The sequence below is a fragment of the Funiculus sociatus GB2-C1 genome, assembly GCF_039962115.1.
Lineage (GTDB): Bacteria > Cyanobacteriota > Cyanobacteriia > Cyanobacteriales > FACHB-T130 > Funiculus > Funiculus sociatus.
Genome location: NZ_JAMPKJ010000090.1, coordinates 1 through 19,177, shown reverse-complemented (window position 1 = coordinate 19,177; position 19,177 = coordinate 1). Strand labels below are relative to the sequence as shown.

Genomic DNA, 19,177 nt, shown 5'->3' with positions numbered 1-19,177 from the left:
GGTTCGCGGATACCGTCGATGTCCACTGGGGGAGCGGCGATGAAGGCGATGATGAAGCAGATGGTTGCGGATAGCAGGGTGGGGATCATCAGAACGCCGAACCAGCCTACATAAAGGCGGTTGTCGGTCGATGTAACCCACTCACAAAACCGCTGCCATACGTTGGCGCTTTCGCGACGTTGAATGGTTGTGGTCATTGGTTTATGATTGCGTGATTTAGTTTTGAAGGTTCTGAGGTAGTGTTTTCTCTACCTGTATTTAGATTAAACCTTCTATTGAGTTTTGTAAAGCTTTTCAACAAAAATTTTTTTTCCCTTGCTGATTCAACCTGGGGGCCATTTCATCTGGCGTTTGCCCAGGATGTGTAAATGCAGGTGGGGTACGGTTTGCCCACCATCGTCGCCATTGTTAATTACGACGCGATAGCCGTTGCTGAGTCCAGCTTGTTCGGCAACGCGCTTTACAGTCAATAACAAATGACCCATGAGGGCGTGGTCTTGTGATTCGGCATCGGCAAGCTGGGGTATAGGCTTTTTGGGAATGACGAGGATGTGAACGGGTGCCTGGGGCTGAATGTCTTTGAAGGCGAGGGCTAAGTCGTCCTCATAAACGATGTCGGCGGGAATTTCCCGGCGGATAATCTTGCTAAATATTGTGTCTGTGGATGGGGTCATGTTGATCTAGTTAGCTGTGCTTGCAGACATTTTACGCTCCGACGATAAACTTGAAGCGATCGCGGGAACTCTAATAAAAGATTCAGAGTTTCGCGGAGATTGCAATGCTTGCCAGAGTTTGGAGTGCATCTATCGTTGGTATCGATGCTGTAAAAGTGGGCGTGGAAGTCGATGTATCAACAGGAATGCCGGGAACTGTGCTGGTAGGATTGCCAGATACCGCAGTTCAAGAGTCAAAAGAGCGGGTGAAGGCGGCGCTGAAAAATGCTGGTTATGCCTTCCCAATGAAGAAAATTGTCATTAACCTGACACCCGCAGATTTGCGAAAGGAAGGCCCCAGTTTTGATTTACCAATTAGTGTAGGCATCATGGCTGCATCTGAGCAGGTGAGCGCTCAGATGTTAGGAGATTATTTGTTTCTGGGGGAAGTTTCCCTGGATGGCTCTTTGCGTCCGGTGGCTGGCGTGCTGCCAATTGCGGCGGCGGCTCAAAGGTTGGGAATTGCTGGTTTAGTGGTTCCAGACGGTAATGCGCGGGAAGCAGCAGTTGTGCAAGGGTTGGCGGTGTATGGGTTCAAAAATTTATCGCAAGTAGCTGACTTTTTGAATTCGCCACAGCGTTATACGCCGATGCAGCTGGATGGTAGAAAGGAGTTGGCAAAAACGGTTTTGGGCGGTGCAGACTTGAAGGATGTGAAAGGACAAGTTCATGCCCGTCGTGCCTTAGAAATTGCGGCTGCTGGGGGACATAACTTAATATTTGTGGGGCCGCCTGGTAGTGGTAAGACGATGTTAGCGCGACGTTTGCCAGGAATTCTACCGCCGTTAAGTTTTGACGAGGCTCTAGAAGTTACTCAAATTCACTCTGTTGCGGGTTTACTTAAGAATAGAGGATCTTTGGTAAGCGATCGCCCTTACCGCAGTCCGCACCATTCTGCTTCTGGCCCTTCCCTGGTCGGCGGCGGCAGTTTTCCGCGTCCAGGGGAAATTTCTCTGTCACACAGGGGTGTACTTTTTCTGGATGAATTAACGGAATTTAAGCGAGATGTGCTGGAATTCCTACGTCAGCCTTTAGAAGATGGCTTTGTCACCATTTCCCGCACAAAACAATCTGTAACGTTTCCTGCTCAGTTTACCTTAGTTGCCAGTACAAATCCTTGTCCGTGCGGCTACTACGGCGATACGATTCAAGCTTGCACTTGTTCGCCTCGACAACGAGAACAATACTGGGCGAAGCTTTCTGGCCCTTTGATGGATCGAATTGATTTGCAAGTTGCAGTTAATCGCTTGAAGCCGGAAGAAATTACGCGACAACCGACTGGCGAGGATTCTGCACCAGTGCGTTCGAGAGTGCAAGTAGCACGCGATCGCGCTCATACTCGATTTAAAGAGGATACATCTAAAGTGGGTTGCAATGCTCAAATGCAAAGTCATCACCTTAGAGAATTTTGCAAGTTAGATGATGCTTCTCGCAACTTATTAGAGGCAGCAATTCGGAAATTAGGTTTATCGGCAAGAGCAAGCGATCGCATTCTCAAAGTATCGCGGACAATTGCCGATTTATCTGGTGATGATGACCTCAAAACCCATCATGTTGCGGAAGCAATTCAATACCGTACAATAGATAGAATGCAGTGATTATAATATATTTGTGTTTCTCGGCAAGTTGGGATGAATAAAAAGATGAATGAATCCGGTAATAGTCATTATGATGTGACTCTTACCGATGAAGGTTGGAATGGGGTGCAGTTCCGATATCCAGGTACTAATACTGTGAATTTGCTCAAGTAATCAATGAGTAACTTACAAACCAAATTACCAATAAATGAATGGGCGCTCGCTACTTGGGATGAGTACATACAAGCTAGTGCAGATCCACAACTAGAAAAAGCTAAATACTATTACCACAATAGACAACTACGGATAGAGATGACTCCCCAAGGCTACGACCACTCCTACGATAACTTCTCTATTGGATATGCAGTTGCCATATTCAGTGGTATCAGAGCCATCCCCATCAGTGGAGTAACTAACTGTACTTTTAGAAAAACTGGAGAGGCCGAAGCTCAACCAGATTTAGCATTTTACATTGGTAAAAACGCCGAAATTATTCCCCCTGATACAACTATTGTTGATTTAGATACTTACCCGCCACCAGATTTAGTAATTGAAATTTCTAAAACTTCTTTTTCAGATGATATAGGCAGCAAGCGAATGCTCTATGAAAGACTGGGAGTTGCTGAATATTGGGTGGTAAATGTACGTCAGGCACAATTGATTTGTTTTGCAATTGCTGATAATGGAAGTAGGCAAATTACCCAGTCTCAAGTTTTGCCGTCTTTAACTTTTACCCTACTTGAAGAAGCTTTACGAAGGGGTCGTGAAACGGGTCGCAGTCAATTGTATGCTTGGCTAATCAACCAAATTCAGTCTCTATCGTAGTTAGCAAGAGTAGCAAGAGGTACAATATGACAGTTGTATTCTGCGACACTTGCTGTGATCGAGCGTTATACGTTGCCTGAAATGGGCAATCTATGGACTGATACCTATAAACTGAAGACGTGGCTCCAGGTTGAAATTGCAGTCTGTGAAGCCCAAGCTGAACTGGGTTATATTCCAACCCAGGCGGTGGAGGAAATTAAGGCCAAGGCTGATTTTGACCCGAAGCGGGTACTGGAAATTGAGGCTGAAGTCCGCCACGATATGATCGCCTTCTTGACAAATGTCAACGAATATGTAGGGGATGCGGGACGCTACATTCACCTGGGATTAACCAGTTCCGATGTGCTGGATACGGCATTGGCGCTGCAAATGGTAGCGAGTTTGGATGTGCTGCTGCAACGAACCGAGGATTTGATTGCAGCAATTCGCCAGCAGGCGCAGCAGCATAAAAATACGGTGATGATTGGACGTTCTCACGGCATTCACGCGGAACCGATTACGTTTGGCTTTAAGCTGGCGGGATGGTTGGCGGAAGTAATGCGATCGCGTGATCGCCTCCTCCGGCTTCGCAAAGAAGTTGCGGTTGGGAAGATTTCCGGAGCGGTGGGAACTTATGCCAATATTGAGCCGAGAGTAGAAGCGATCGCTTGTCAGAAACTCGGACTCGAACCCGATACCGCATCAACTCAGGTAATTTCACGCGATCGCCACGCCGACTTTGTACAAACCTTAGCTTTAGTGGCTGCAACAATTGAACGCTTCGCTGTCGAAATTCGCAACCTGCAACGCACAGACGTTCTGGAAGTTGAAGAATTCTTCTCCAAAGGACAAAAAGGCTCCTCAGCAATGCCTCACAAACGCAACCCAATTCGCTCAGAACGCCTCACCGGAATGGCGCGAGTTGTCCGGGGTCATGCTGTCGCCGCTTTGGAAAATGTTGCACTCTGGCACGAACGGGATATTTCTCACAGTTCCGTGGAACGGATGATTTTGCCAGATTCCTGCACCATAACTCACTTCATGTTAGTGGAAATCACCGACTTGGTGAAAAACCTGTTGGTTTATCCCGAAAACATGGAGCGAAATATGAACGTCTACGGCGGCGTTGTCTTCAGCCAACGGGTGATGCTAACTCTGGTAGAAAAAGGAGTCAGTCGCGAGGACGCTTATGCAATTGTGCAGTCTTGCGCTCATCAAGCTTGGAACAAACCAGAAGGTAATTTTCACGATTTGATTGCTAACGATAGTCGCGTTACACAGCATCTTTCAACTGAAGAAGTTGAGGCGTGTTTCGCTCCGCAGCACCATTTGCAGCATTTAGAGGAGATTTATCAACGTTTGGAGATTTAATAAACCGCGTTGGCGGAGCCGGCGCGTTAGCGCTTAGGCGCGTTGGCGTAGCCAGCGCGTTAGCGCTTAGGACAGGAAGGAAGAAACAAGAAGAAGAAAACCCTTCTGTTTCTCCCTTCGCGCTATGCAGCGTATTCGCGGTTCATTCCTGTTCTACTCTGTACCCCAACTCTAATAGATGTAGTCGAGATTGCCTCCATTTCGGCTGCACTTTAACAAACAACTCCAAATAAACTTTACCAGCAATTAATTTTTGGATTTGTTGACGAGCATCGCTGCCAATGGCTTTGAGCATAGTACCTCCTTTGCCAATCAAAATCCCCTTTTGGGAGGGACGTTCAACGTAGATGGTGGCGAGAAGGCGGGTAATGGTAGGTTCTTCTTCTACTCTGTCAATTGTGACTGCTACTGAGTGGGGAACTTCTTCGCGAGTTAAGAGCAAAATTTGTTCGCGGATCAGTTCCCCCATGATGAAGCGTTCTGGTTGATCGGTGACTAAATCTGGAGGATAGTAATAAGGGCCAGTTTCTAAGCGATCGCATAATACTTGCTGCAACCCCTCCATTCCGTCGCCAGTCAGCGCCGAAAATTTCACAATCTCCCAGTTGTGAGGTTCCGCCAGTTTAGTGTAACTATCATCCAACCATTCAGAATCGCTCTGTTGTTGGTCAATTTTGTTCAATCCCAGAATAACAGGTGTTTCTGTTCGCTCTAGAAGATCGACAATGTAGCGATCGCCTCCTCCTGCTTCTTGCGAACCATCCACCACAAACAGCACCACATCAACTGAATTTATCGCAATTTGGGCATTTTTTACCAACACTTCCCCTAATTGGTGATGCGGTTTGTGAATCCCTGGCGTATCTACAAAGATTATCTGCGCTTCCGGTGTTGTCAGAATTCCCCGGAGTCGATTTCGCGTCGTCTGCGCCACTGGCGAAGTTATAGCAATTTTTTGTCCCACCAACTGATTCATCAGTGTCGATTTACCGACATTGGGACGTCCGATAATGCCAATAAATCCTGACTTAAACCCGTCTGGTGCTTGGGGAATGCTAAATCCGGCAACCTCACTTAAAATTTCACCCTGATTGGTATCGAATGTCGCGTCTGTCGTCGTGCCATCTTCCATAATCCGTGCGTTTCTTGAGAACACCTACATCACTGATAATACATATTCTCCTTCGTTAACCGCATGATTCGTCGAGACATCAAACACTAAACCAGCTTTTTCAGCACAGATATCAATCACTATCGGGAACTCGTCTTGTTTGTTAAAATTTATAACCTGGTAAAGTTTGTCTCCAGCCTTTACTGAAGTACCTAGCGCAACTCTTGCTTGAATCATGCCCCCTACTGGAGCATAGTATTTGATAATCGTACTTTTGGACACAAAAGTTATTTTCTCAGATGCAGTTTCAGACAACGGAAAGCCAGAAATTGCTAACATACCTTTTTGTGCCAAGTAATTTTTGATTCCTCGACCTCCTTTCGTTACCGACTCTGGATTCATTTGCATTCCCGAACCCAGTTCCAGCGTCCAAGAGTCTATATCAAATCTGATTTTGTTTCCCAGCTTTTCCAGATGATCTTCCAGCGCTAACCACGGCTTGATAAATGCTTCATCAAAAGCATCTCCATCATATTCGTCAAGTAAAATCCCATAATCCAAAAGAAAATATTTAGCACTTTCTTCTCTACGCCAGAAGCCATACAAATAATCTATAGCTTGATTAGAGGAACTGTGGATATCAATTACATAATCTGCATCGATACATAAAGATTGTAGTTGATAGCGGTATCGTTCATTAAATGGCACTCCACTGGGAGAGTTGATTTTTTCTAAAAGTTTGTCAAAACTGGTTTTAATGCGTTTAAAATATTCCTTCCGTATAGCATCAATATCAAGATGGATGTGAGATTTGGCAAATTCTTCTAAATCATCACATTCTTTTTCAAAGTCCCAAAAGATGCGATTCCAATCTTTGCCGTCGCTGGGATTGTACCGACCAGTAGAAAAATAATGAGTCCGCTGATTGGTGCTGACTGGGTTGCAGACGGGAACCAACCAAATTTCACCGTGCAACTGAGTGTCATCTATTGTTAGTAAAAATTCAATTAGTTGCTGAATAACGGCATTCCCAACAATTTCCGCACCGTGCAGATTAGCTTGTAAGTATGCCTTTTTGCCGGGGTTAGCACTGATGAATTTATAAACTTGAATCGATAAGCGATCGCCTGAAGCAAGTTGCTGAATTGGAATTGTAAAAATCGTGGGATTCATGGATAGAATATATTACACTAATATGCCTTTGCGAAGGGAAATCGCGGCTACACAGACGAAATTTGCTTGACGAAGATTTTAATACTAAAATCTGCGTTAGCGTAGCGTGCGCGTAAGCACATAGGCAAACTTTGTCTGTATAGCCGCGATTACGAACATCGCCTGGTAACTTGTAAACAAATCATGTACCGGGTAAGGTACGCAAACGCTCATCTAAATGAATGCGATCGCTTAAAGCATGAAGTAACGGCCCATGAGCGCCAAACTCTACTATACTGACCGAACCCACGGGACATCCCAAGCGAAAGCGAAAGCGTCCCACATCAATTCCCAGCAAGCTACACAGCATAATCCGGATAGTAGCTTTGTGTGCAACAATCAAAACATTGCCGTTGTTAAACTGCTGCTTGATTTCTTCAATCACTTGTAACGAACGGTGAGCGATCGCTACTGCTAATTCTCCCTCAGTCGGCGGATACCAAGCGGGATCGGCAGTCCAGCGAATATAATCATCGTGATACTCGCGGTCAACTGTTGCTACAGTTTTTCCTTCCCACTTGCCATAGTTAATCTCTTTCAAACCGTCCCGCAATTGCATCTGCATCCCCACAGCTTCACACAGCGGTTTTGCAGTTGCTACGGTACGCCGCATCGGACTACAAAAAATAGCATTCCAGGGTAGGGAACTATAAGCAGCAGCAAAAGCTTTTGCCATCTCTAGACCATCTGGCGTCAAATCTGGATCTATGGAACCGCAGAAAACATTATCTCGGCTGCGGTCTGTCTGTCCGTGGCGGAGGAAATAAAGCTTTAGACTCAAGGTAATTGCTCTCGCTATTTTCCACGCTAATTTTAGGTGAAATGTGAGAGAAGCGCATTATCCCTTCAAATTCCAACAGTCCTCATCTGTATCAGCAAAGTTTCTGCCGTCCAAGTCGCACACCCACACCCAAGAAAATCACAATCTTGAGTCCAAATCGCCGCATCCATTTCCAAAGCTAAAGCGACTGTATGCCAATCATCAGGATCTCTGGGTATGCGATTTCTCGCTTCCGTCTCTAGGTGGATGTAATTTGATTGAGCAACCAGTCTGATATCAGCCTCAATTATGCTCATTGCTTCATCCAGAATCCCCTGTCCTATCGCTTCACTAAGACCTCTATTTATTCTTTCCGTCATCCGTCGCCTTAACTCATATTGAGCTTCATCCAAAACTTTTTCGGAGATGTAAAGTATGAGGCTTGGATGTCGCAATAACTCCCGTCCCCTTTGTCGCAGCAGTTCCCCCACCAGAATGTTCGCGTCAACTATCAGAATCATAGGGAAACGGCTTACTTGTATCGAAAAGAGCGGCAAATTCGTCTTCAGTCATGCCTGTTTCAGCCAATGCTTTACTAACCAACTCACCCAAGCGATCTAGTTTGCGGTTGAGTTCTTCCTGCTTTGTCCGCTTCTTGGGGTAATAGTATCCTACGACTTCGCCATCATGTTCTATTGCCAAAGGTTCGCTACCCGTCAGGTATTTGGCTGCTTTCTCCTGTAATTCACTCACTGCTACTTGCTTCATATTCCACCCCCTCGGTTGCGATCGCGCAGTAGTCACATTCTAGGCTAGTCTTCACCGAGGTCAGTTGAGAGCGATCGTCCCAATACAATTAGATTTTTTCTATGATGAAGTGAAGGCAATAAGGGAAGAAAAATGACTGTGTATGACGAAACCATAGCCAAGATTCGCCAGCTTCCAGAGTCGGTTGTCCAAGAAGTTAACGATTTTATAGACTTTTTGCAGATAAAAAAAGGCAGCGATCGCTCTTCATTGTCGATGCACTTTACCGAGAATATAGAAATCGCTAAATCAGATTTTTCCGATTATTTGTCTAATTTAGAAGATTATGAGGAACGTCTAGCGCGTGGAGAAATCCAGTGGTAGCGATCGCGCAGTAGTCACATTCTAGGCTGGTTTTGATCTGGGTAAATTTGGGGAGAATGCGATCGCATAATTCCAACTCCAGCTATTTCAAAACATTTACAAAGTCTATTCGTGAGCCTTACCATCAGGCATAATGGCACCACTGAGCTTTGCTCCATCTAGGTTGGCTCCACCTAGATTGGCATCACTCAAGCCTGCTCCTGATAGATTGGCATTCCGCAAATCTGCTGCCCGAAGGTCTGCTAAAGCTAAGTCTGCTCCACGCAGGTCGGCATTAATAAGTTCTGCTCCTCGCAAATCTGCTTCAGTTAAGTCAGCGGCGCTCAGGTTGGCACCTCTTAAACTTGCCTTACTCAGATTAACCTGCCTCAAATTGGCGCAGCTTAGGTTTATGGAATTCAGATTGACTCCTTGAAGCTTTGCCCCATGCCAATTAACATCAGTCAGGTTCGCATAATTCAAGTTTGCTTCACTCAAGTTTGCTTCACTTAAATTAGCTCCACTCAAATTGGCTTGAGTCAGGTTTACTTTTGCTAGATTTGCTCCTTGCAAGTCTGCTCCACTAAGGTTATTTTCACTTAAGTCAGCACCAGCTAAGTTTGCCTTTAGAAGTGAAGCGCCCGAACCAATCAAGCAAGCACCTGTTTCCAAAAGGTCAAATCCTGTAGGGAACCAAGTCGCGTTATTATAAAGAGCTTGGTTTAGATTTGCTCCTTGAAGATTTGCTCCTTCAATATCCGCCCCAAACAAGTTAACTCGACTCAGATTGGCATTACTCAGGTTAGCTCTCATCAATTTTGCTGATTTCAAAGATGCCCTAGACAAGTTTGCCTCGCTTAGGTTAGTTGCGCTTAAGTCTGTTCTTTGCAGATTGGCTCCGCTGAGAGTTGCCTTGCGTAGATTTGCCTGATGTAGATTTGCCGAACTCAAATCTGCTTTATGGAGGTCTGCATTTTCCAGAATTGCTTTGCTCAAATTGACATCTAAGGACAGTTTTGCCTCATATAGCAATGAATTACTCAGATTAGCTCCACTTAGGTTGGCAGAACCCCAATAAATATTACTCAGATTAGCTCCACTCAGGTTGGCGTTACTCAGATTGAAGGAACCATATCTCAGGTCGCTTCCACTTAAATTGGCTCCAGCTAAGTTAATACCAGTAAAATCTCTTTGTCCTTCGTTATAGCGCTTCAAAAATTCTTCAGCACTGATAGGCTTTTCCTGACTCTTTTCTTCCGATAGATAAGCTTCGATTAGCAGCATATCTCCAAAATATCCCAGTACCAGAGTCATCTTTGCTACTTTGAATTTTTCATTGCTGAAAACTGTGACTGTTTGCTCCTGTTGAGCAGATGGATCAATTTTCTCATCTTGCTCAGTTTCAGAAACATTCGCATTTGCCAAGCTATCAGATGTGTCTACCACCGATTCGCTAGACGGTGGAATTATTGGCTGTGTAAATTTGTGACGTTGTTGCAAACAAGCGACTTGCTTAGATAGCTGTGCGAGCTGCTGCAACTCAGGGCGAGTGTCGAATTTTTGTTTTAGTTCATCAAAATAGTGTTTAAGCCAGGTAATGTTTTGCTTGCGAACATTTAACTCGGTTTCCAAGCGTTCAATCTTCGATATCAGGGACGCTATATCCTGTTCTTTGTCAGCCATATTCGTTAATTTCCAGCTAACTACAAGTTTGGAAACATTATTTTATTTTTGTAACTTTTATTTCTAAGCCAGTATTGGGCTATCTAATAAGAGATTTTACCACTTCAAAAATGCTGCTTCGCTTCCTTGTTCTTGCCTAATTTTTGCATCCTTCTCAAACCAAGCGATAATTTGCTCAGGTGTTAAATCTTCAATAACAACACCGTACTCCTCGGCGATGTGCTTCAACACTCTTAAGGATGAAATTGTTAATCTTGTCAAAAACTTTTCATGAGTTTGAAGCAGTGCTGCGTCTACCTTGACCGCTTCTTCGTATGTCAAAAATTGTTCTGATGGTTGCTGTGATTGAGTCATAAGTATTATTAGTTACTGTTCCTTAATTAAATAACCGCACCGATGTTCTCCATTAACAATCCAGTGCGTTCGTTCTACTTTACAATTTTGCAAGGCAGCCGCAAACATTTCTAATTCGTGACCGCAAACGCTGGGGAAAGATGAGGCGACGTGAGAAATCGCGCAGTTATGTTCTGTCAGGATAAACTGACAATCGCTTTCCTGTACGGGATACCACTCTGCCATATAACCTTCAGCTTTGCGGAGTTCAACTAATTTGGCAACGCGATCGCGCAAATTTCCCTTACCCAGTCTGACTCGATATTCCATCGCCTTGCGTTCCCAGTGCTTTCTCAAGACAGAGCTAGCTTGCTCATAACCGAGCGTTTCTGTCAAGGTGTCTAGAAAATCAACCGCAAACTCTCCGTAACGGCTGGGGAAGCGATCGCGCCCTTCTTGACTCAGCTCGTAGACGTGCTGCGGGCGTCCCATCGCCGCAGGCACCGATTGATGGACGATTAGCCCTTCTGTCTCCAAATCCTTGAGATGGCGGCGGATCGCCTGTGGGCTGATCTCCAAAGCATCCGCTAACTCCTGCGCCGAGGCTTGACCTATTTTGAGCAAATGTTGCAAGATGTCCTGCTTAGTGGAAGGCTGCTTAGCGATCGCCATCGTCATTGTCAGAAAATCTCCTTAGGACTTTGACAACATCCTAGTTGCTAAAGTACCCTAAAATAGAAATAAAGCAACACAGATGTTGTTTTACTATTGTAAATGCAGTTTGACTGGGCGATCTACTCTGGACGCCCATGCCCCCCGCCTGCCAGCCACCAGATGTTTGTCCACAACACGAGAGAACACTTAATCAATGACTGCTAGCGTTAAAACCTTAGTCAATCAGCCCTATAAATACGGCTTTGTCACAGACATTGAAACAGATAGCATTCCTCGCGGACTTAGTGAGGACGTTGTTCGCCTGATCTCCGCCAAGAAAGAAGAACCGGAGTTCATGCTGGAGTTTCGCCTCAAAGCCTATCGGCAATGGCTGAAGATGACAGAGCCAACTTGGCCTCATGTCAAGTATCCGGCTATTGACTACCAGGACATCATCTACTACTCCGCGCCGAAGCAAAAGCCCAAAAAGCTGGGTAGCCTAGATGAAGTCGATCCAACTTTGTTAGAAGCCTACGAGAAGCTAGGGATTTCGCTTTCAGAGCAAAAGCGGTTATCTAACGTTGCCGTAGATGCCATCTTCGATAGTGTTTCAGTTGCCACAACATTTAAAGAGAAGCTAGCCAAAGACGGCGTGATCTTCTGTTCCATCTCCGAAGCTTTGCGGGAACACCCAGAACTGGTGCAGAAGTACCTCGGCAGTGTTGTGCCAGTAGCAGATAATTACTTCGCCGCCCTCAACTCAGCCGTATTTAGCGATGGTTCCTTCGTCTACATCCCCAAAGGCACCAAATGCCCGATGGAACTCTCTACCTACTTCCGCATCAACAGCGGCGATACGGGGCAGTTTGAGCGCACGCTAATTATTGCCGAAGAAGGCAGCTCCGTGTCATATCTGGAAGGCTGCACAGCACCGATGTTTGACACCAACCAGCTGCACGCAGCTGTGGTGGAACTGGTTGCCCTTGACAACGCTGAGATTAAATACTCCACGGTACAAAACTGGTACCCCGGAGACGAAAACGGCAAAGGCGGTATTTACAACTTTGTCACCAAGCGCGGGCTGTGTCAGGGAGTCAATTCTAAGATTTCTTGGACGCAGGTAGAAACGGGTTCCGCGATTACCTGGAAGTATCCAAGCTGCGTGTTAGTTGGCGATAATTCCGTGGGTGAATTTTACTCCGTTGCGCTGACGAATCATATGCAGCAAGCCGACACCGGAACCAAAATGGTGCATATCGGCAAAAACACTCGCAGCACGATTATTTCCAAGGGAATTTCGGCGGGTAAGTCGGCAAATAGCTATCGCGGTTTGGTGAAAATTGGCCCCAAAGCAAAGGGTGCGAGAAATTATTCTCAGTGCGACTCGATGCTGATTGGCGATAATGCTCAAGCGAATACTTTCCCTTATATCCAGGTGCAGAATAACACCGGAAAAGTGGAACATGAAGCTTCTACCTCGAAAATTGGGGAAGAACAGCTGTTCTTTTTCTCGCAGCGGGGCATTTCCGCAGAAGATGCTATTTCGATGATGATTAGCGGCTTCTGTAAGGATGTGTTTAATCAGCTGCCGATGGAATTTGCTGTAGAAGCTGATAGGTTGTTGAGCATGAAGTTAGAAGGCAGTGTAGGCTAATTTACCTCACTCTCGTTCCCAGGCTGAGCCTGGGAACGAGAGTGAGGCTCTGCCTCATATATTCTGGCAGGAGGGGAGGCTCTGCCTCATATATGGTGGGAGGCAGAGCCTCCCGGAGGGCATTCCCAGGCTCAGCCTGGGAACGAGGAAAAGGCATAGAGGAAGAAGAGAGGAAACATGATTATTGAAAATAGTGAGGTGATCCTATCAGTTCGGGATCTCACGGCAAATGTTGATGAAACTCCGATTCTTAAGGGTTTGAATCTGGAAGTAAAGGCGGGAGAAATCCATGCCATTATGGGGCCAAATGGTTCTGGAAAAAGCACCTTTTCTAAGGTTTTGGCTGGACATCCGGCGTATAAGGTGACGGGCGGCGAGGTAATTTTCCGGGGGCAAAATCTTCTGGAAATGGAAGCAGAAGAACGTGCTAGGGCTGGGATATTTCTGGCTTTTCAATATCCTTTGGAAATTCCTGGTGTTAGTAATGTGGATTTCCTCAGAGTTGCCTATAATTCCCGTCGCAAGGCTGAGGGATTAGAGGAATTGGATGCTTTTGATTTTGATGAGTTGGTGCATGAAAAGCTGGATGTCGTAAAGATGAATCCTGCTTTTCTTAGCCGCAGCGTGAATGAAGGTTTTTCTGGTGGTGAGAAGAAGCGGAACGAGATTCTGCAAATGGCACTGCTAGAACCAAAGTTAGCAATTTTGGATGAAACGGATTCAGGGTTGGATATTGACGCGCTGAAGATTGTAGCGGATGGTGTGAATCAGCTGGCAAATGCAGAAAATGCGATGCTGGTGATTACTCACTATCAGCGGCTACTGAATTACATCGTGCCAGATTTCGTTCACGTCATGGAAGCCGGACGAATTATTACCAGTGGTGGTAAAGAATTGGCGTTGGAATTGGAATCTCGCGGTTATGAGTGGGTAAGGGAAGAAGAAGCAGCTGAGGTGGGTGCAAAATGACAATTCAAGTAACTTCTATTCCCAATCCAGAAGAAGTAGGGTTAAAGCCTGCTGCGACTAATCGAGATGCCAAGCTGGTTGAGTTGTTAAACTTGTCTCGCAGTCAAGAATTACAGTTACTCGATCCAGAGATGGTTGGCTGGTTGCAAGAATTACGCGATCGCGCTGCTTCCTGGCTACCTCATCTCAAGTTTCCCACTACCCGCGATGAAGAGTGGCGTGTTACAGACATTTCACCTCTATTAAAGTTGTCTTTCCAAGCTGCGAAATCTGCGGACGTACCCCAGTCAGCAATTGAAGGATTAACTTTAGCAGAAGCAGCCGAAAGCCGTCTAGTTTTCGTTAACGGGGTTTATGCACCTGCGCTGTCATCTGTTGCCAATTTGCCAGATGGGATATTTGCCGGGAATTTAGCCCAACTGCCAATAACTTATCGCACTCGCATCGATAATTATTTCGCCCAGCAAAAGGGTTTTGATGAGGTATTCACCGCCCTGAATACGGCAGGCTTAACTGATGCTGCTGTAGTGTGGGTAGCGAAGAATGTGGTAGTAGAAACACCGATTCATTTGCTGTTTCTGTCTACTTTTAGCGATCGCCCTACTCTCTCTCAACCACGCTGTTTGGTCGTCGCTGAACCGAACTCTCAAGTAACTCTGATAGAAGATTATCTGCCAGTCGGCGACTGGTGTGCAGATAAAACTCATCCGTACTTAATCAATACGGTTACAGAGATTTGGGTAGAAGAAAATGCTGAAGTTCGCCACAACCGGATTCAACGAGATAGTGGCGCAGCGTTTCATATTGGCAAGAGTGCGATCGCGCAATCCCGCAACAGCCGCTACACTTGCAATTCAGTGAGTTTGGGTGGCAAAATATCCCGCCACAACTTAGAAATTTATCAGTTGGGCGAACAAACTGAAACTACCCTCAATGGTTTAACTATGATTTCTGGGGAACAGATTGGCGATACTCACAGCGCGATTATTCTCAACCATCCTCACAGCATAACTCGTCAATTACAAAAGTGTATTGTGGCTGATAAAGCTCATTCCGTATTTAACGGGAAAGTCTTTGTTGCCAAAGCAGCACAATTGACGGATGCCGGACAATTAAATCGTAACTTGCTGTTGTCCCCCAAAGCGAGAGTCGATACTAAACCCCAACTGGAAATCATTGCCGATAACGTGAAATGTACTCACGGGGCAACAGTAAGTCAGTTAGATGATGATGAAGTCTTTTACCTGCAAAGTCGCGGTTTAGACAAAGCGAGTGCTAACAACTTGTTAGTTGACGCTTTTGCTATAGAAATTATCAACCAAATTCCCATCGCTTCTTTGCAAACAAGCCTCTCTCAATGTGTTGCTTGTAGAACAGTCGAATAGTGTGGAATAGGTAAGAGGTAATGGGTAATGGAATTTTGAAGAAATAACTTTTACCAGTTACCAATTACCAATCATCAATTACCAATTACCAATTACCAATGACTCTCACCAAAGACAGAACACTAGCCGATAAAGTCCGTGCAGATTTCCCAATTCTGCACCAAGAAGTCAACGGCAAACCCCTAGTTTATCTAGACAATGCTGCCACATCCCAAAAACCTCTGGCGGTGCTAAACGCCATTCGGGATTACTATGAGCAGTACAATTCAAACGTACACCGGGGTGTTCACACACTTAGCGCTAAAGCTACAGACGCTTATGAAGGTGCTAGAGACAAAGTTGCTGCTTTCGTAAATGCAGCCTCGCGTCAGGAAATTATCTACACCCGCAACGCCAGCGAAGCGATTAACTTAATCGCTTACAGTTGGGGGATGAACAATTTGCAGCGAGGGGATGAAATCATCCTCTCCGTAATGGAACACCATAGCAATCTAATTCCTTGGCAGTTCGTAGCGCAAAGAACGGGCGCGGTGCTGAAGTTTGTAGAACTAACACCAGACGGAATGTTTGATTTAGAACACTTTAAATCTCTAATTTCCGACAAAACAAAACTGGTTAGCACTGTTTATGTTTCTAACACATTGGGATGTATTAACCCAGTTAAATCGATAACCGAAATCGCTCACAAATACGGTGCCAAAGTCTTAATTGACGCTTGCCAAGCTGCACCTCACATGGTGTTAAACGTGCAAGCGGTAGACTGCGATTGGCTAGTCGCCTCCGGTCACAAAATGTGCGCCCCGACTGGGATTGGCTTTCTCTACGGTAAGCTAGACTTACTGCGTTCCATGCCTCCCTTCTTAGGCGGTGGGGAGATGATTGCGGATGTGTTCCTCGACCATGCTACTTATGCAGATTTACCGCATAAGTTTGAAGCCGGAACGCCATCAATTGGGGAAGCGATCGCTCTCGGTGCTGCTGTAGATTATCTTAGTGGCATTGGTATGAAAAATATCCATACCTACGAAGCCGAATTAACAGCTTATCTCTTCCAACAGTTGCAGCAAATCCCAGAAATTAAAACCTATGGGCCACAACCCACCAGCACTGGAGAAGGTAGAGCTGCACTCGCTGCATTCACCGCTGGAGATGTCCACCCTCACGACTTATCCACCATCTTAGATCAAGCTGGCATCGCCATTCGCGCCGGACACCACTGCACCCAACCCTTACACCGTTACTTGAAAGTACAATCTACTGCACGGGCGAGTTTGTATTTCTACAACACCCGCGAAGAAATTGACGTTTTCATCGCATCTTTAAAAGAAGCTGTCGAATTTTTTGGCAGTATCTTCGGCTAAGTCAACTTAAGCCCTGGCGAATATAATTCGTGGCTACACAAACTAAGTCCGTGCAGGCGAACTTACAAAAACCCAAAGTTTTGAAACCTGCTTACGCAGGTTTTGTCTGGTGTAGCTGCGGTTTCAACCTCCCCTTCAAGTGTAATGCTAGAAAATTGAGTAATTCAAAGTATGATTACAACCTCTATTCCAGCAGAACAAAGAACCGTGCTACCCAGCATCAGCTGGGAAACTTTAGAAGCCTTGCTGATAGAAACAGGTGAGGATAGAGGCTGGCGGTTTGCTTATGACGGAAGCACTCTAGAACTTATGACCCCGCTTTTTGAACATGAAAACCCCAAAATTCAATTTGACCGCTTAATCTTTGCCTTAGCTGAAGAACTAGATATTGAAATAAAAAGCGCTGGTTCTACTACTTTGAAACGACAAATAGCCAATCGAGGCATAGAACCAGATAATTGTTACTATATCCAAAACGAACTAGCAGTCAGAGGTAAGCAAAAACTCGATTTAGAAACCGATCCGCCGCCAGATTTAGCAATTGAAATCGATATTACCAGCAGTTCTGTTAACAAGTTTGATATTTACTCAGCGCTGGGAGTCACTGAACTCTGGAGATATGACGGAGGAAATTTAAAATTTTATCAGCTAACAGAAGGAAAATATATTGAGTCTGAATTAAGCATTACCTTTTTCCTAGTATCGGTAAATGAAATCAGCAAGTTTATCGAGCAAAGTAAAACTGTGGGAGAAATTGCGCTGTTAAAATCATTTCGAGCTTGGGTGAGAGATAAAATAGCCACTAGATAGGGTGGGCAATGCCACCCCACTTGCTGAGGGGAGACCTAGTTATGCTTACGTCGATAGTGACCTTTAACGTAAGTTCCATCTTTGCGCTTGTAGCCTTTAACATAGTCTTTGTTGACAACATTACCCACAGCGTTCCAAGTTGCTTTAGTTACACCCCAAGCAATTTTTGCATTCTGTTCAGCTTTGCGACTCTGTTCTTCACTTTGATACTGTTCTTGTATGCGACGCTGCTTCTCTTGGCGACGCCACTCTTGAACGCGCTGTTCTTCTAGGCGACGCTGTTCCTCTCGGCGATGCTGTTCCTCTGCTTCTTTAGCTATATTTTCTTGTGCTTTTAAAAGAATAAAATTCGGTACTGTTGATATTGGTTGGTTCTGTTTTAGACCAAACATACCTGAAACCCACTTTGCTACATTAAATTTTGGTAAAGCTGTTTCAGATAACCAAAGTTTGACTGTCTTATCCCAACTACTACTGGCAAGCACTTGACCACCAGCACAAAATGCAATTGAACTAATTCCTGCTGAATGTCCAGAAATAGTAGAAACGAGTTCCCCATTTATCAAACGCCAAAGTTTGATTTTTTTGTCATCGCTACTACTAGCAAGGGTTTGACCATCAGGACTAATAGAAACAGACCAAACATTGCCTGAATGTCCTGAAAGTGTCTGGACTAATCTTCCAGTTTCTAGATGCCATATTTTTATGGTTTTATCATCACTGCCACTAACAAGTCCCTTTCCGTTACAAGTGAAAGCAATTGTACGAACAGCACTTGAATGTCCAGATAGCGTAAGTTTTTCTTGTCCATTCCTTAATGCCCATATTTTGATTGTATTGTCACAACTACTGCTAGCAATCAGTTTACCATCAGGGCTGATGGCAACGGACTGAATGTAATTAGAGTGTCCAGATAGAGTAGTCACTTCTTTACAACTTTCCAAACACCATACTTTAACAGTATTGTCATCACTACCACTTATAAGGAATTTTCCATCACAGCTAATGGCAACTGTTGTGACTGATTTAGAATGTCCGTGCAAAGTATGAATGGCTCTGGCAGTTCTTAAGTCCCATAGCTTTATAGTTTTATCGTCACTACCACTGGCAAGATTTCGTCCATCACGACTAAAAGTAACCGAACGAACAGCACTTGAATGTCCAGATAGAGTAAGTTTTTCTTGTCCAGTATTTAAATCCCATAATTTGATAGTATTGTCATCACTACCACTTGCTATAACCTGACTATCAGGGCTGGTTGCAACTGAGCGAACTCCCCCAAACCAACCTGAATGACCGTTAAATGCGTGTGCATAATACCATTGTTGAGTCATAATTTATCTACACCTATATTGTTGTTTCAATAAACACAAGCAAATATTAAATGATTACAAGATAGTAAGGCAATGTAGAAATTACGGATAAGGCACCCACAGTTTATTAATTAAAGCAAGCAATGTGATCGCGATCGCATTCTCCACTACCACATCACAGAAGCGATCGCATTCTCCACTACCACATCACAGAAGCGATCGCATTCTCCACCACAACATCACAAGACCTCTTGCAAAAGTCATCGCTGGGGTACTATGGGGACTGAACAAAGGCGATTGCTACCCGTTATTCATAACCCTTGCTTATCTCATTGGCTGAACTGAGCCGGAGTTCAT

20 protein-coding genes and 1 pseudogene are annotated in these 19,177 nt (G+C 45.0%); 10 read left to right on the top strand and 11 right to left on the bottom strand.

Annotated features, from left to right (window positions below; translation table 11 throughout):
• Nucleotides 1–197, bottom strand: a pseudogene (locus NDI42_RS26305) (photosystem II q(b) protein); the annotation flags it as partial.
• A 126-nt stretch (nt 198–323) separates the two neighbouring features.
• Nucleotides 324–674, bottom strand: coding sequence for a histidine triad nucleotide-binding protein (locus NDI42_RS26300; protein WP_190440056.1), 351 nt, complete (start codon nt 672–674; stop codon nt 324–326).
• 104 nt (nt 675–778) lie between these two features.
• Between NDI42_RS26300 and NDI42_RS26295 the strand changes: the two genes are divergently transcribed.
• From NDI42_RS26295 to purB, 3 genes are all read left to right on the top strand, one after another.
• A complete protein-coding gene (locus NDI42_RS26295) occupies nt 779–2,311 on the top strand; it encodes a YifB family Mg chelatase-like AAA ATPase (protein WP_190451221.1) in 1,533 nt (510 codons plus the stop codon).
• A 156-nt stretch (nt 2,312–2,467) separates the two neighbouring features.
• Nucleotides 2,468–3,115 carry a Uma2 family endonuclease gene (locus NDI42_RS26290; protein ID WP_190451219.1) on the top strand — a complete coding sequence of 216 codons (648 nt, stop codon included), beginning with the start codon at nt 2,468–2,470 and terminating at the stop codon, nt 3,113–3,115.
• A gap of 54 nt (nt 3,116–3,169) precedes the next feature.
• Entirely contained in the window at nt 3,170–4,465 is a 1,296-nt protein-coding gene (purB, locus tag NDI42_RS26285) for an adenylosuccinate lyase (protein ID WP_190451217.1), read from the top strand.
• 142 nt (nt 4,466–4,607) lie between these two features.
• On the opposite strand, the gene era is transcribed toward purB, so the two are convergent.
• From era to NDI42_RS26260, 5 genes are all read right to left on the bottom strand, one after another.
• Nucleotides 4,608–5,621: a GTPase Era gene (era, locus tag NDI42_RS26280; RefSeq protein WP_399315848.1), complete on the bottom strand. Its 1,014-nt coding sequence runs from the start codon at nt 5,619–5,621 to the stop codon at nt 4,608–4,610.
• Nucleotides 5,622–6,749 (bottom strand): succinylglutamate desuccinylase/aspartoacylase family protein, encoded by a 1,128-nt coding sequence (locus NDI42_RS26275; RefSeq protein ID WP_190451215.1) that lies wholly within the window; start codon nt 6,747–6,749, stop codon nt 5,622–5,624.
• 181 nt (nt 6,750–6,930) lie between these two features.
• Nucleotides 6,931–7,569 (bottom strand): histidine phosphatase family protein, encoded by a 639-nt coding sequence (locus tag NDI42_RS26270; RefSeq protein ID WP_190451213.1) that lies wholly within the window; start codon nt 7,567–7,569, stop codon nt 6,931–6,933.
• A 65-nt stretch (nt 7,570–7,634) separates the two neighbouring features.
• Complete coding sequence (locus NDI42_RS26265) at nt 7,635–8,069, bottom strand: PIN domain-containing protein (protein ID WP_190451211.1); 435 nt, start codon at nt 8,067–8,069, stop codon at nt 7,635–7,637.
• Entirely contained in the window at nt 8,053–8,316 is a 264-nt protein-coding gene (locus NDI42_RS26260) for a hypothetical protein (RefSeq protein ID WP_190451209.1), read from the bottom strand. The genes NDI42_RS26265 and NDI42_RS26260 overlap by 17 nt, the downstream gene beginning before the upstream one ends.
• 132 nt (nt 8,317–8,448) lie before the next feature.
• On the opposite strand from NDI42_RS26260, the gene NDI42_RS26255 reads away from it, so the two are divergent.
• Nucleotides 8,449–8,679 carry a DUF2281 domain-containing protein gene (locus NDI42_RS26255; protein ID WP_190451206.1) on the top strand — a complete coding sequence of 77 codons (231 nt, stop codon included), beginning with the start codon at nt 8,449–8,451 and terminating at the stop codon, nt 8,677–8,679.
• A gap of 105 nt (nt 8,680–8,784) precedes the next feature.
• On the opposite strand, the gene NDI42_RS26250 is transcribed toward NDI42_RS26255, so the two are convergent.
• The 3 genes from NDI42_RS26250 to sufR all read right to left on the bottom strand — a co-directional run bounded on the left by NDI42_RS26250 (nt 8,785) and on the right by sufR (nt 11,346).
• Complete coding sequence (locus NDI42_RS26250) at nt 8,785–10,341, bottom strand: pentapeptide repeat-containing protein (protein ID WP_242017469.1); 1,557 nt, start codon at nt 10,339–10,341, stop codon at nt 8,785–8,787.
• A 96-nt stretch (nt 10,342–10,437) separates the two neighbouring features.
• A complete protein-coding gene (locus NDI42_RS26245; RefSeq protein ID WP_190451204.1) occupies nt 10,438–10,695 on the bottom strand; it encodes a hypothetical protein in 258 nt (85 codons plus the stop codon).
• Nucleotides 10,696–10,707: 12 nt separating this feature from the next.
• Nucleotides 10,708–11,346 carry an iron-sulfur cluster biosynthesis transcriptional regulator SufR gene (sufR, locus tag NDI42_RS26240; RefSeq protein ID WP_190451223.1) on the bottom strand — a complete coding sequence of 213 codons (639 nt, stop codon included), beginning with the start codon at nt 11,344–11,346 and terminating at the stop codon, nt 10,708–10,710.
• Between the two features lie 196 nt (nt 11,347–11,542).
• Here sufR and sufB point away from each other — a divergent pair, with 196 nt between their 5' ends.
• From sufB to NDI42_RS26215, 5 genes are all read left to right on the top strand, one after another.
• Nucleotides 11,543–12,982 (top strand): Fe-S cluster assembly protein SufB, encoded by a 1,440-nt coding sequence (gene sufB, locus NDI42_RS26235; RefSeq protein WP_190412101.1) that lies wholly within the window; start codon nt 11,543–11,545, stop codon nt 12,980–12,982.
• Between the two features lie 177 nt (nt 12,983–13,159).
• Nucleotides 13,160–13,951 (top strand): Fe-S cluster assembly ATPase SufC, encoded by a 792-nt coding sequence (sufC, locus tag NDI42_RS26230; protein ID WP_190451202.1) that lies wholly within the window; start codon nt 13,160–13,162, stop codon nt 13,949–13,951.
• A complete protein-coding gene (gene sufD, locus NDI42_RS26225; RefSeq protein WP_190451200.1) occupies nt 13,948–15,336 on the top strand; it encodes a Fe-S cluster assembly protein SufD in 1,389 nt (462 codons plus the stop codon). The genes sufC and sufD overlap by 4 nt, the downstream gene beginning before the upstream one ends.
• Before the next feature lie 98 nt (nt 15,337–15,434).
• Nucleotides 15,435–16,697, top strand: a complete 1,263-nt coding sequence (locus NDI42_RS26220; RefSeq protein WP_190451198.1) for a SufS family cysteine desulfurase — start codon at nt 15,435–15,437, stop codon at nt 16,695–16,697.
• Nucleotides 16,698–16,868: 171 nt separating this feature from the next.
• Nucleotides 16,869–17,507 carry a Uma2 family endonuclease gene (locus tag NDI42_RS26215; protein ID WP_190451197.1) on the top strand — a complete coding sequence of 213 codons (639 nt, stop codon included), beginning with the start codon at nt 16,869–16,871 and terminating at the stop codon, nt 17,505–17,507.
• A 35-nt stretch (nt 17,508–17,542) separates the two neighbouring features.
• On the opposite strand, the gene NDI42_RS26210 is transcribed toward NDI42_RS26215, so the two are convergent.
• On the bottom strand, nt 17,543–18,841 hold the full coding sequence (locus NDI42_RS26210) for a WD40 repeat domain-containing protein (protein WP_190451195.1): 1,299 nt from the start codon (nt 18,839–18,841) through the stop codon (nt 17,543–17,545).
• 124 nt (nt 18,842–18,965) lie between these two features.
• Between NDI42_RS26210 and NDI42_RS26205 the strand changes: the two genes are divergently transcribed.
• Complete coding sequence (locus NDI42_RS26205; RefSeq protein ID WP_190451193.1) at nt 18,966–19,160, top strand: hypothetical protein; 195 nt, start codon at nt 18,966–18,968, stop codon at nt 19,158–19,160.
• The last annotated feature ends 17 nt before the right edge of the window (nt 19,161–19,177 follow it).